The 12,775-nt window shown below is 39.2% G+C and carries 12 protein-coding genes; 2 read left to right on the plus strand and 10 right to left on the minus strand.

Annotated features, from left to right (window positions below; translation table 11 throughout):
- The coding region (locus ACFVSH_RS17475) for an acyl-CoA dehydrogenase family protein (protein ID WP_387707097.1) at positions 1 to 182 on the minus strand (182 nt) is incomplete at its 3' end.
- Positions 183 to 196: 14 nt separating this feature from the next.
- A complete protein-coding gene (locus ACFVSH_RS17480) occupies positions 197 to 1,384 on the minus strand; it encodes a CaiB/BaiF CoA transferase family protein (RefSeq protein ID WP_387596139.1) in 1,188 nt (395 codons plus the stop codon).
- A 455-nt stretch (positions 1,385 to 1,839) separates the two neighbouring features.
- Here ACFVSH_RS17480 and ACFVSH_RS17485 point away from each other — a divergent pair, with 455 nt between their 5' ends.
- Complete coding sequence (locus ACFVSH_RS17485; protein ID WP_387596142.1) at positions 1,840 to 2,778, plus strand: DHH family phosphoesterase; 939 nt, start codon at positions 1,840 to 1,842, stop codon at positions 2,776 to 2,778.
- A 135-nt stretch (positions 2,779 to 2,913) separates the two neighbouring features.
- On the opposite strand, the gene ACFVSH_RS17490 is transcribed toward ACFVSH_RS17485, so the two are convergent.
- From ACFVSH_RS17490 to ACFVSH_RS17505, 4 genes are all read right to left on the minus strand, one after another.
- Positions 2,914 to 3,930: an aliphatic sulfonate ABC transporter substrate-binding protein gene (locus ACFVSH_RS17490; RefSeq protein WP_387596145.1), complete on the minus strand. Its 1,017-nt coding sequence runs from the start codon at positions 3,928 to 3,930 to the stop codon at positions 2,914 to 2,916.
- A gap of 41 nt (positions 3,931 to 3,971) precedes the next feature.
- Complete coding sequence (locus ACFVSH_RS17495) at positions 3,972 to 4,724, minus strand: ABC transporter permease (RefSeq protein WP_076367033.1); 753 nt, start codon at positions 4,722 to 4,724, stop codon at positions 3,972 to 3,974.
- Positions 4,657 to 5,499: an ABC transporter ATP-binding protein gene (locus ACFVSH_RS17500; RefSeq protein WP_260284040.1), complete on the minus strand. Its 843-nt coding sequence runs from the start codon at positions 5,497 to 5,499 to the stop codon at positions 4,657 to 4,659. Before ACFVSH_RS17500 ends, ACFVSH_RS17495 begins: the two co-directional genes overlap by 68 nt.
- Positions 5,500 to 5,749: 250 nt before the next feature.
- Complete coding sequence (locus ACFVSH_RS17505) at positions 5,750 to 7,852, minus strand: YhgE/Pip family protein (RefSeq protein WP_387596149.1); 2,103 nt, start codon at positions 7,850 to 7,852, stop codon at positions 5,750 to 5,752.
- A 210-nt stretch (positions 7,853 to 8,062) separates the two neighbouring features.
- Between ACFVSH_RS17505 and ACFVSH_RS17510 the strand changes: the two genes are divergently transcribed.
- The gene (locus tag ACFVSH_RS17510; protein WP_387596152.1) at positions 8,063 to 8,755 is read left to right on the plus strand and encodes a DUF421 domain-containing protein; all 693 of its coding nucleotides are present in this window, start codon (positions 8,063 to 8,065) and stop codon (positions 8,753 to 8,755) included.
- A 127-nt stretch (positions 8,756 to 8,882) separates the two neighbouring features.
- Here the strand turns inward: ACFVSH_RS17510 and ACFVSH_RS17515 are convergent, their stop codons facing one another.
- The 4 genes from ACFVSH_RS17515 to ACFVSH_RS17530 all read right to left on the minus strand — a co-directional run bounded on the left by ACFVSH_RS17515 (position 8,883) and on the right by ACFVSH_RS17530 (position 12,579).
- On the minus strand, positions 8,883 to 9,407 hold the full coding sequence (locus ACFVSH_RS17515) for a type 1 glutamine amidotransferase domain-containing protein (protein WP_387707099.1): 525 nt from the start codon (positions 9,405 to 9,407) through the stop codon (positions 8,883 to 8,885).
- 92 nt (positions 9,408 to 9,499) lie between these two features.
- Positions 9,500 to 10,237, minus strand: coding sequence for a tRNA pseudouridine(38-40) synthase TruA (gene truA, locus ACFVSH_RS17520; protein WP_387596158.1), 738 nt, complete (start codon positions 10,235 to 10,237; stop codon positions 9,500 to 9,502).
- 885 nt (positions 10,238 to 11,122) lie between these two features.
- The gene (locus ACFVSH_RS17525; RefSeq protein ID WP_192203754.1) at positions 11,123 to 11,443 is read right to left on the minus strand and encodes a hypothetical protein; all 321 of its coding nucleotides are present in this window, start codon (positions 11,441 to 11,443) and stop codon (positions 11,123 to 11,125) included.
- Between the two features lie 719 nt (positions 11,444 to 12,162).
- Positions 12,163 to 12,579, minus strand: a complete 417-nt coding sequence (locus ACFVSH_RS17530) for a hypothetical protein (protein ID WP_387596161.1) — start codon at positions 12,577 to 12,579, stop codon at positions 12,163 to 12,165.
- Positions 12,580 to 12,775 lie beyond the last annotated feature (196 nt).

Consider the following 12,775-nt stretch of genomic DNA (forward strand, 5'->3'; position numbering starts at 1 on the left):
CCACCATACTCTTCAGGTATACAAACGCCCATCAACTGCAATTCCGCTAACCTTTTTAAAATATGCGGCTGGAATTGACCTTTCCTATCCCACTCTTGAATGTATGGGATAATTTCCTTATCAACAAATTTCCTTACCACTTTCTTCACACTTTGCTGCTCTTCTGTTAATTCGAAATTCATCATTAAAATTCCTCCTAAATAATTTTATTTTCCTTGAATTTGTTTATTTGGTCTGGACTATATCCAATTTCAGCCAGAATGGAACCGGTATGCTCACCATACAGTGGCGGATGCTTTCTCATCGTAACCGGTGTTTTTGAAAGGTTCAGTGGCGATCCCGTCACTCTAAGATCTTCGATTGTGGGATGTTCCATGTTCACCAACATGCCTCTTGCGATGATTTGCGGGTCCTCGAACATCTCTGCGATATCATTAATCGGTCCATTGGGTATACCTGCATCATCAAATAGCTTTTTCCATTCTTTCTTTGTCTTTCCTTTCAACAAATCCTCTATTATCGGTATTAATCCTTCCTTGTTCAGCAAACGTTTTTCATTATGCTTAAACTGTTCCTGCTCGGCTAAATCAGGTCTGCCGATAACGGCTGAAAATCTCCTGAACTGATCATCATTTCCTACAGCCACAACAAGCTCCCCATCACTTGTCCGGAACGTTTGGTATGGAACGATATTGGGATGTTGATTTCCCATTCGTTCAGGGGTCTGGCCACTGAATAAATAGTTGCTGGCGACATTCACCAATGAAGAAACCTGGCAATCCATTAACGAAATATCAATTTCCTGTCCTTCCCCCGCTTCATCCCTATGATGCAAAGCGGTTAAAATGCCAATGCATGTATACAAGCCAGTCAATATGTCAGCTATGGCCACCCCGACCTTCACGGGGCTTCCATCTTTTTCTCCTGTGATACTCATCAAACCACTCATCGCTTGAATGATATAATCATAGCCAGGCAAATCTTTATAAGGTCCGGTTAAACCAAATCCCGTAATCGAGGCCATGATCAGTTTGGGGTTCATTTCCTTTAAACCCTCATAACCCAGCCCCATTTTTTCCAACGTGCCCGTCTTGAAATTTTGAATCACAATATCCCCTGAAGACACCAACTTCCGGAAGATTTCTTTCCCTTGTTCCGACTTTAAATTCAAGGTCATGCTTTGCTTATTTCGATTGGCACATAAATAGTAAGCGCTTTCCCCTTGGGCGAATGGCGGACCCCATCCTCTCGTTTCATCCCCTGCCTCATGATGCTCGATTTTAATAACATCGGCACCCAAATCACCGAGGATCATTGAACAAAACGGCCCCGCCAAAACACGGGATACATCGATAATCCTGACTCCTTCCAAAGCTCCATTCATATCATCACCCCTTTCAAACTGTCGGGAAACACAAAAAAGAGCCAGTAAAACCAACAATGTCATTACATTGAATGTTTCACTGACCCCTATCCACGAACTGTCTTCCTGCAAAGGAAGATCAAGTGAACCAAGTCAACTTTTATGGATTCCAGTTTTATGACAAGCCGGCCATGCAGCAAGGTAACTTGCTGTCATCGGTTTGGTAAATTTAGTATAGTCTATTTTTTTGAATTTTGCAATAATTTTGTTCTGGTGTTTTCATTACTTCCACTGAAATACTCATTAGCATACTTCCCGTTTAATATAAAAATACAGCCCTCAATCCATAGTAATCGGAAATTGCCTTTATTCGTGAGGCATGGGATGATTGAATATGCATAATTGTCAATATATGAATTTTTCATACTATCGATTATCACTCGACAGACAAGGAAAGATTGAAAGGAGATGACGATATGAACAATAAAAAAGCGGAAATAATCGAAGCGATTAAGAAATACCACACAATTATCATTCATCGCCATGTTAATCCGGACCCCGATGCATTGGGATCACAAATCGGTTTAAAGAAGCTTTTGAAGCATTCCTATCCTTCTAAAGAAGTCTATGCGGTAGGCGAGGAAGTGGATAAGCTTCTATTCATTGGTGATATGGATGTCATTTCCGATAACAAATACAAAGGTGCCTTAGTGATTGTTTGTGATACTGCCAACATTTCACGGATCAGTGATTCACGATATGATCACGGGGACATGCTAATCAAGATTGATCACCACCCCGAATATGAGCAGTTTGGTGATTTTTCCTGGGTCGACCCTTCTTATAGCTCTGCCAGTGAAATGCTTGTTGATTTATTCTTGGAATCTCCGGAAGGCTTTATCATGAATAAAGAAGCGGCTAAATCATTTTATGCAGGAATAATTAGTGATACAGGTAATTTCATGAATGGGAATACAACTTCCAGGACATTAAAAATGGTTTCGCACTTAAGAACTTATCATATTCATCCCGAAAGAATCCATAACAGCCTTAATATAAAGACGAAAAACGCTTCAAGACTTCAAACAGACATCCTCATGAGCTTCAATGTAACCGATAAAGGGGTAGCTTACTTCATTATTACGGAGGATCTGTTAAATATGTATGGCGTGGATCGAATTGAAGCTTCGAATTTAGTTAACACGCTATCGAGTGTCAGGAGCAATAAAATCTGGGCTTTCTTCATCGAATATCCTTCTGAAATCCGTGTCAGGATACGTTCACGGAGCATTCCCATCGCTTCAGTCGCACGTCAATTCAATGGTGGGGGACATTCACTGGCTTCAGGCGCTACCATCCATTCCTGGGATGAGGTTGATCACGTTATCCAAGCGTTGGATCAAGTATGCCCATAACAGGGATTTCATGACCTGCCGTGGTTACATGCATGATTATATTCCCAGGCGCAATGCAATGGAATAATTTTGCCTTTACCTGATTACAAAAAAAGCGCCAAAGCCAGGATGACTGAGGCGCTTGCTTGTTTCAATTTATTTGGACACTTCTTCAAGAATTGATAAATCGATCATGCCTTTTATATCATTGCTAGGGATATAACCAGCTTCTTTGCTTATGTCTGCCATTTCCTGAATGACTTGCTCATTAACTTCAGTCGTCACTTCAAGGCGTGAAAATGCTGAAGCCACTTCATCTTTGCTTAATTCTTTTCCAGTCAGTTCCTTCAAATGCTTAATAACCAGCTCTTGGCTTTCTTCAGGGTTGTCTTGTATAAACTTCACCGCTTTTTCATGCGCCTTCAAATAAGAAGCAGCGAACCCCTTTTTATCCAAGAACTTCTGGCTTGCAGCCACAACCGTGTTAGGTGAATCTTTCCCCCATGCAAATTGATCCCAGTCAAGCAATAACTTTCCTTTTGCCTGGTTTTCCAATACATAACCCCATGGTTCCTGAGTTGCTGCTGCATCGACAGATTTTTGGACAAAAAGCGCGGTTGTGTCAGCAGGTGCGGCCGCATACAGCTCAACCGTCCCCCCATTCGTAGTCGGCTTTAAGTCAACATCTTGAAGGGCCTTCCTTAGCATGACATCCTGTGTGCTTCCAATGACGGGAATCGCTACCTTTTTACCGCCCAAATCTTTTAAATCCGTAACTTTGCTGCCCTCGCTGGCCACTAGTACGGCTCCTCCATTAACAGCCCCGGAGATCAAGTGGTATTCAGGGTTTTTCACGTAAAAGTTAAGCAATGGACCAGGCCCGACCGTTCCGACATCAATGGCGTTTGTAGCCATTGCTTCCATGAATAATCCTCCATTGGCCACTGTTTTGGTTTCAATCTTAACATCTTTACCGAACTCTTCTTTGAAAAAGCCCTTTTCGAGTGCAATGATCGTTGCACTGTGGGTTAAGTTAGGAAAATACCCAATTTTCACGGATTTCCCCCCAGAACCTTCTCCTTCTTCATCATTGCTTCTGGACTGAGTGCATCCGCTTACTATTCCGATTAACAACACAGACAGAATAAGGGCAAAAAATGATTTTTTCATCATACTTTTCTCTCCTTTTGAACTATTATTTTATTAAACGACCGTTACTTCACTCCCCATTTCAGTTGAACATTACGTTCAAGGCGGGAGAAGACAACATTATCCACGATTGTTCCGATGATTGCGATGATGATCATCACGGAGATGACCAAATCCATTTGTCCCAGTGATCTGCCCATTTCCAGCAATTGCCCAAGACCGCCTCCCCCGCCAAGTAATTCACCTGCCATCAGTGCACGCCAGGAAAAGGCCCATGCAATTCGGAGACCGGATATTATTTGCGGGACGGATGCTGGTAAAATCACGGTGCGAAGAAAATGAAACCCGGTCGATCCATATGTTTTGGCAACCCGCTGATACAACTGGGGTACATTCCGGAAGCCACTTGTTGCATTAACCGTCATCGTCCAAGTTGCGCCGATGGTGACGATAAAGAGAATCGAAAAATCATTTAATCCAAACCAAATGATCGCTAAAGGGAACCACACGATACTCGGGATGGACTGTAAGGCCGTCACGACGAATCCTAGAGTGTCTTCAACCAATTTAAAGCGCCAAATGAAATATCCTAATATTAGACCTACTATAATGGCAATCGTAAAGCCGATCAGGATACGGCCAAGGCTTTTTCCGATGGCTTCAGTTATTTGTCCGCTCATCAGTCCATTAAACAGAGTTTCCAAAACCTGGGTCAGGCTTGGGAACATGAATTCCGGAAGACTGGAAAGTCTAGATGTGACTTCCCATATCCCCGCTATCATCGCGATGAATATGATTCGTCTTAAAGCTGTAATCATTCCCCATTTCCTCCTTCAGCACTTTTTCAATTTCCTCCTGTAAAATCGATAGAACCCTTTGTTCTGTATGCAAAGTTACACTATCCGGCATAACTCCATCTTTCATCGAAGGGACGGAAATCGTCTCTTTAATTTTCCCGGGACGGGTTGCAAAGACGATGATTTTTTCGGAAAGCTGAACAGCCTCACGAATATTATGGGTAACGAAAAAGATTGTCACTTTAGTTTTTCTCCAGATTTCGAGCAGTTCTTTATGCAAGACCATCCTCGTTTGCTCATCCAGCGCAGAGAATGGCTCATCCATCAACAGGATATCCGGTTCCATCACCAACGCTCTTGCGATGGCTACCCTCTGTTTCATGCCCCCCGATAGTTGATGTGGATAGGAGTCAACATATCGGCTGAGGTGAACCATTTTTAAAATGTCCAATGCCTTTGCTTTAGCCTCTTCATTGGGAATCTTCTTTAACTTCAATCCGTATGTAACATTTTCAAGTACCGTCAACCAAGGGAATAACCCCGCCTCTTGAAATACTACGACCCGTTCCGGACCTGGCTTCATCACTTTTTTCCCAGCTACACGTATTTCCCCTGCATCTGCCTTATCAAGGCCGGCAACCAGATAAAGGAGTGTGGATTTACCACACCCTGAAGGGCCGACGATTGAAACGAAGCTTCCCTTCTCGACCTCTAGGTTTATCTTATCGAGCACCTTTATGCTTTCTTTCTTTTCATTCTTAAAACTTTTTTCAATGCCATCTATTGTTAAATACATATGGTCACCCCACTTTTATATCGCATCGATTTACTAAACATTATTTCTTAATAATGATTAATCCAATGGTTTTTGTCAACTATAAAAATGCAAAAATTCTAATTTATCGGTATCTTTCTATTAGATTGTCATTGTATTGATAAATATTCCAAACTCACACAAAAATACATATGGGCAAATTCCATTCAGAAATAAAAAACCTGAGCCCATGTAAGGGTTCAGGCTAATTTTTATATCCACTTTTATAACCTTAAAAAATCCTGCTTCCATACAACTTATCCTTCATTTTTTGTGTCCTTGCATGCAGTGGCTTTTTCAAAATGATACCTAATATGAGCGTGATTATTAAAAAGATAATCAGGATAAAAATGTCCTTGCCAGCTACGCTCCATGTTATTCCCCCAACGGATTCACGAAGTAAACCCACAGCATAGGTGAATGGCAAGTAAGGGTTAATATGTTGAAAAAAGGGCGGTGTGACTTGAATGGGGAAAGTGCCGCCAGAACTTGATATTTGAAGGACCATCAAGACCACGCTTATCCCTTTTCCAACATTTCCAAGAACGGAAACGAAGGTGTAGACAATGAGTGTAAATACTGTACTTATCAGAACGGAAAATAGGATGTACTCAAACTTATCCGCTACATAAACACCGATAAAGATGATATTCCCAATGGAAACACTAAGAGCCTGCATTACCCCAATGATGAAAAAAATAAGATACCTCCCGATATAAATTTGATACGGGCTGTAAACTTTTTGAGAAACACCCACGCTAAGCATGGAAATCAATATTGTACCGCCGACCCAAAGGGAAAGGGCCGTAAAGAAAGGGGACATGGCGGATCCATAGTTCGGAATCGGAAAAAGACTATGTTTATTGAGCAGCACCGGTTCTGAAAAAAATTCACTTTCTTTTTCAATATCATTTCTTAGGAAATCGATCACTTCTTCCATATCATAAGACTTATCGATTTCCCTCATTTTAGAAGCTAGAGCCTTTATTTTCGTTTCGATTTCCGGAAACTTATTCGTTAACTTATCGATATCCCCTGTACGTGTTTCCAATGTTCGATTGGTCTCATTCAACAGCGTCCTCACCTCAGGAAGAACCTTGGTTCCCTCCGCCATCGTAACCTGGACATTATTCAATATTGATTCCGTTTCGTTCCAGATTTCATTGAATTTTGGTCTTGTTTCCTTTGAATAACTTTCCTGGAAGCTTGTCAAAACTTGATCATTGTTCCCGCCAAGTTCGATAAGATTGCCATAGTCTCGGTCATTCAGCGCTTGAAGTTGGTTCGAAGTATTATCCCTTAATTCATCAACTAGCTGTATTTCTGGCTGAAGCAAGTTTTTCTCATTAAATTGATTGACTCTCACCAATAAATTATACATACTGTCCAAAAGGTACAACTCTTTATTTATCCTCGTTACCCCTTGTTCCACTAGCTGATTCGACTCATTGTCAGGCAAATCCTGACCCGTTAGCCGGTTTGCCAGTACTAAAACGGATTCATTATCGCTCCTGATGTTCGCGATATCATTTTTCAAGAGGGGAGCGATTCCTTCGAATGCCTGCCTTGTTGACTCTACATAACTAGAAACGTCCGATACCAATTTGTCCTTCTGGGACGTTATTCCTTCTATTGAATCCAATCCATCATTGACCTTCTTAATGATATCTTCAGCCTTTTTAACATGTGTTTGAACGGTTTTGATATTTTGTTCAAGCTCAGGCAGTTGCCCCTCTAATAAATACACCATATTCTTCATTTTTTGAATTGTCGGCAACTCATTTTGCAGGGTGACTCCCAGTTCATTAAATATCGCAAGGATACTCCCACTGGCCGATTTGATAAAGGTTTTGCTCACGTTGTCCACAATGCTGTTCGCACCCGCTGCCGTAATTTTAGGAGCAATGGAATTGATTTTTTCATTCACATAGTAATCAATCTTCGCCTTTTTAGGGACATCGGTCATGATTGTCGCAATATGTTCGGAAAAGTTCTCCGGAATGATGATGGATGCATAATAATCCCCCTTTTCCACCTTAGCTTTCGCTTCTTTTTCCGAAGTGAATCTCCAGCCTAAATCCTTATTCTCCTTTAACCCCTCTACGACTTCCTTGCCTATGTTCACGGCTTCGCCATTTAACTCCGCACCTTTATCATTATTGGCAACGCCGACAAGAATTCCTTCCGTATTTGCATACGGGTCCCAAGATGCGACAATATTAAACCACGCATAAATGGAAGGGATGAACATGAGAAAAACTACTACGATACAAACAAAGAAATTTTTATAAATGCTTTTTAAATCGTCAATGAAAATTTCCCGAATATTTCTCAAAACATACCCCCGTACAGATGTATTTTGATACTATTATTCGAAGAAATTTCTTAATCGATACTAAGTAAACATATCCATCGATTTATAGAACCAAATAAAAAGAAGCAAGACAGTTTCCTGTCTTTTTCCTTTTTAAATTACAGAATAATGGGCTTGCTGTAAGAACATACTATTACGAACTGTCGTGATTTTTAAAAGGGAGAAATAGTCATGCAAGGATTTGTTGAAATCATCTTTCGACCCTTTATAGCTTTTATTTTATTATGGGTATTTGTCCATCTGCTCGGTAAACAGACGATTTCCCAAAGGACTTATCACCTTTATATCGCTTCAATTACGATGGGGACACTTGCAGGAAATCTAGCATTCAATATTAAAGTTAAATTCCTGTATCCTATCATTGCAATTATTATTATGGGTTCCATCGTTTTTATACTGAATCTTGTGGCGGTTCGAAATCCGCGCTTCGGAAAATGGATCGCTGGAGAACCTGTTGCCTTAATTCAAAAAGGAAAAATCCTCGAAGAGCCAATGCAGCGGATGGGGTATTCACTGGATTCTCTTAAACAGGCTTTGCGGGGAAAGGATATCTTCAATTTAGAAGAAGTGGAGTGTGCCATTTTAGAGATAAATGGCTCCCTCTCTGTATTAAAAAAAACACAATACCAAAATACCACCAAGCAGGATATAGCTTTAGTGGCCTCAGCTGGAACTGTACCGATAGAGATGATCTATGATGGGAAGATCTTATACGAAAATTTATCCAAACAAACCTACGATGATGAATGGTTAATGGCTGAGCTCAAAAAAAGAAACCTTTCTGTTTTTGACATTTCTTATGCTGTCGTAGGAACAAAAGGGAATTTGTATATTGATTTGATTAAGGATCAATCAAGGGAATAATCCATTGCCTTTCAGCGGGAATCATGATCAATTGTCGTTAAATATATCGCATTCGCGTAATTGGATGGCAGGAATAATAAAAGTGGTTTTTCCAGAAGAAAAAACCACTTTTTCACGACTATGGTGATTAACTCTTTTCAATCACGTTTATCAATTCCCTTAAATAATCCGGTAGATCAGGTGGACGCCTGCTTGATACAAGGTTACCATCTACGACGACGGGCTTATCTATCCAAGTCGCCCCTGCATTTTCCATATCATCTTTAATGCCCGGTGTACTCGTTACATTCTTCCCTTGTAAAATTTTAGCGGAGATCAATACCCAACCAGCATGACAAATTTGCCCGATGGTTTTTTTATTTTCTTCCATGCTTTGGATAAGTGATATCACTTCAGGAAACCGGCGAATTTTGTCAGGTGCCCATCCCCCCGGTACAAGTATGGCATCATATTCTTCAGCTTTAATACTGCCATACTCATACTCAGATATAGCTGGCACACCATATTTTCCTATATATGTTTCATTTGCCTTTTCTCCAGCGAGGTGAACAATCGCTCCTTCTTCTTTTAATCGTAAAATCGGATACCAGAGCTCTAAATCCTCAAATTCATGGTGCACAAGACTGATTACTTTCTTTCCTGCCAATCTCATGAAAATCTCTCCTTTTTTCGTTCTATTCCATTACTTCCCTTTATCTACTGCCTGTACACTTTACATGCGTTAACCGATGCATCAATATTTGTCTAAAAATCAACCTTCACCAAGTATAACCCAGCTGCCTCCGCCATAGGGCCCGTTTGGATTCTTTCTTTTGACTCTAAAATGCTTGGTATATTTCCAGCATCTATTTCACCCAACCCAACTTCTATCAACGTCCCGACAATCTTTCTAACCATATTATAAAGAAATCCATCGCCTCGAACTGTAATTTGGATGAATCCGGCATCTTCTTCTATATCTATGGAATATATTTCACGCACCATGGATTTTTTCTTAGACTTTGCATTTGAATAAGCCGTGAAATCATGTACACCTATAAAATGTTGACATGCTTTTTTCATTCTTGTGATATCCAGCTTTTTCTCTACATGCATACTGTATTTGCGCATGAAAGGATTTGTATATGGCTCGTTCCAGATCTTATACAAATAGGTTTTATCCTTAGCATTATAACGGGCATGAAAACGATCAGGAACTAGCCTGACCTCGACAATGCTGATGTCTCTTGGTAAATACCTATTCAAATAATTCATGATTTCAGCTTCAGTCAGATTTTCCCCAATCTTAAAATTGGCGATTTGAGCAAGGGCATGTACACCGGCATCCGTTCTGCTGCATCCGATGATCTCGATTTTCTCCCCCGCCATTTCCGTTAATACATTTTCTATTTTCCCTTGAATCGTATCATCACTATTACCGAGTCGTTGCCAGCCTTTATAGCGCCCGCCATCGTATTGAATGGTCAATTTATAATTGTTCATTGCTTCCTCCTTATTTTATTACTGTATAGTCAACTAAACAGAAAATTCTTGATAAAATACAAGCCCCCATACAACTCCTGCTGTATGAGGGAACAGATGGTCTTGTCTTAGAAACACATTTAAATTGTTAAGGTTTTGTATCATCATGCAATGAGTTTTGTCCCTTTATCCCCTTACTTCCACAAGTCTGCAGTGAATGCAGTAAAGGAGCACCCACCGCTTACAGGCCCTGATTTATGTAAAGATCATACATCTTATCTATGCCACTCGATAGTAAATCCCAACAATCAAAGTGAAATGCACTTCTGCATAGTTTATCAAAGTGGGTAACGTCATGCAACGAACGATTCAACATCACGCGCAGTTTCTGTACAACTTTGTGCAATGCATAAACACACAGGAATATAAATGGAAATGAAAAATTAAAAAAGCCCCAGCCCCCTGTTATATCAAGGATTTGAGCCTTTGGCAGTTGATGACCTGTGAGAGATTCGAACCCACGACCCCAACCCTATCAATTTGTTTCATATAATAGACCGGTAATTTGTTTTAAATAAATGTAAAAAAATTGATATTCCAAGGTTTCTTGATATCAAATCAGTTAAAGAAATAAGGCTCAAAAAAATAATTGTGTTAGCACATGTGTGAGCAGATGGTGAGCAGGTGGCCTGCTACAAATTATCATGGTGACTAATCGTTTCATTTTCTTTCACTGACCAGTTAGGGAACAGGAGCTTCAATTTATTAATTGCTCAAATGACAACAATTGTATTTGAACTATAACGTAAATTACCTTTTCAAAAACCAAAGCAGTTGTATTTTATTTTCCTATGGAAACCTCAAAACAAAAAGACTTACCTTAAAGGTAAGCCTTTTATGGAATCATTACTTGATAAATCCATTGAGAAATTGATATAACTCTTCTAATTCACTTTCTTTTGCCACAATACAGTTAGGGTATTGTTTTATCTCTGCCACGCTGGATAATTTAAAATCATTAGGAGTAGGGAGTCCAAAAGCACAAATCATTAAATAGTCAGCAAAGTGAATTAACCCAGTCACTGCTGACGTTTTTATGGTCATTTGCCCCATTGCTCGCCCTGCAAGCAAACCCTTCATTGCACTTTTTCCACCTGTTCTTTCTATTACTATTCTACTTTCATCTATTATTACTTTTGTTCCTGATTTCAACTCAAAAGTTTTCATCTTCTCAACCTCCTACTTGTCCTTTTATATTACAACATCTTTGTATGGAAATGGCTTATATATGTCATTTTATTGAAAATGATCTTCAACTAACCTGCCCAGATTTTTGAATAGGCTGTTTTCGCATACTTTGTTGCTATTTACCAAGTAAAGCGGTGTGGTTGATTTCCCTCTTCCTAACGCTACAATGTATATGATCGTATTAACAGAAACCGTCAATGTTATGCGTATAGATTTGGATGCTTGCAAGAAATTGCTATCGATTAAATTCTTCAAGTTTGGTTGGTAAAAACATCGTAATTATGGTCTGCTGTATAAAAATTACTGCTATAAACAAATTTGAATGAACAGGTCATAATACTTATCTACGCAATCGTTTTCTGTAGCCCACTTAAAACAATAATTCTCTTTCCTCTTTATCTAGTATTTGTTGTTCATAAAACCTTTCTTCAGAAGTATGTTCAGTCCAGTGTATGTCTTTAGTCAAGTAATCGATATGCTTTTCCATGTTTTCTCTTAAAAATTGAGCACAACTTTGAACGTGATTTTCTCCCTTGTTTATTCATCAAGCTTGCTAAGACAACTCCTCTTTCTCTGCGTCTTGTATTATTGGATATCAGTTTAATCAATCAAAAGTCAGCTCCAGAGAGATTCTTCAAGGAGGAGGCTTCTTTTTCTTGTTTTAATTTAAAATCGGGTCTCCATTTTCTTAGAGTACATTATTTTATTAGCATTTTATCTAATTCACGAACTTTATCATATGACTCCAATAGTTGTTCAGGTACAAATGTTCTCCCATAATCCCAAGCATTAGTTTCTATTTCAGATTTTAGCTTTTCTTTTTCTTCTTCGTGACCATACATTAAAATCCTTAAATCATGTTTGTTTTTCTTAAAATCTAAATAATAACCAATCATACGATAAAGAATAATTTTAACAAAGTCTTCCTCTGTCTCTTTAATTCTAATTTTCCCTTTATAACCGTTAACTTGAAGGTAATTGAATTTTATAGTATTGGTCGATACGTTATAACTCATAGGAGCGCTTAGACTATTGTCAAATTCATGAATAATATCCAAATTGTTCTCGTTTAATGTGTTATTAATTATCTTTTCGATATCGCTTATATAAAGCATTTAACTATCACTTCCCTTTTAAAGACTTACTTCATTCTAGTAGTAGATTAAATTCTTCTTCCTTTATCAATATAATAAACTGTAGAGATATTAAAATCACACAGTTAAAAATTTCCGTGCATGGTATTTGGCAGTAAAGGTAACCCAACACATTATAGTAAAGTGGATTTTTCCGAAGAACATGATTATGTACCTG

The sequence above is a fragment of the Peribacillus sp. NPDC058002 genome, from assembly GCF_042886655.1.
GTDB classification, from domain to species: domain Bacteria; phylum Bacillota; class Bacilli; order Bacillales; family DSM-1321; genus Peribacillus; species Peribacillus aracenensis.

Coding starts and splice junctions, on each gene's coding strand:
- ACFVSH_RS17480 (WP_387596139.1), bottom strand. CDS start 1,384: ATGAATGGAGCTTTGGAAGGAGTCAGGATTATCGATGTATCCCGTGTT.
- ACFVSH_RS17485 (WP_387596142.1), top strand. CDS start 1,840: ATGAACAATAAAAAAGCGGAAATAATCGAAGCGATTAAGAAATACCAC.
- ACFVSH_RS17490 (WP_387596145.1), bottom strand. CDS start 3,930: ATGATGAAAAAATCATTTTTTGCCCTTATTCTGTCTGTGTTGTTAATC.
- ACFVSH_RS17495 (WP_076367033.1), bottom strand. CDS start 4,724: ATGATTACAGCTTTAAGACGAATCATATTCATCGCGATGATAGCGGGG.
- ACFVSH_RS17500 (WP_260284040.1), bottom strand. CDS start 5,499: ATGTATTTAACAATAGATGGCATTGAAAAAAGTTTTAAGAATGAAAAG.
- ACFVSH_RS17510 (WP_387596152.1), top strand. CDS start 8,063: ATGCAAGGATTTGTTGAAATCATCTTTCGACCCTTTATAGCTTTTATT.
- ACFVSH_RS17515 (WP_387707099.1), bottom strand. CDS start 9,407: ATGAGATTGGCAGGAAAGAAAGTAATCAGTCTTGTGCACCATGAATTT.
- truA (WP_387596158.1), bottom strand. CDS start 10,237: ATGAACAATTATAAATTGACCATTCAATACGATGGCGGGCGCTATAAA.
- ACFVSH_RS17525 (WP_192203754.1), bottom strand. CDS start 11,443: ATGAAAACTTTTGAGTTGAAATCAGGAACAAAAGTAATAATAGATGAA.
- ACFVSH_RS17530 (WP_387596161.1), bottom strand. CDS start 12,579: ATGCTTTATATAAGCGATATCGAAAAGATAATTAATAACACATTAAAC.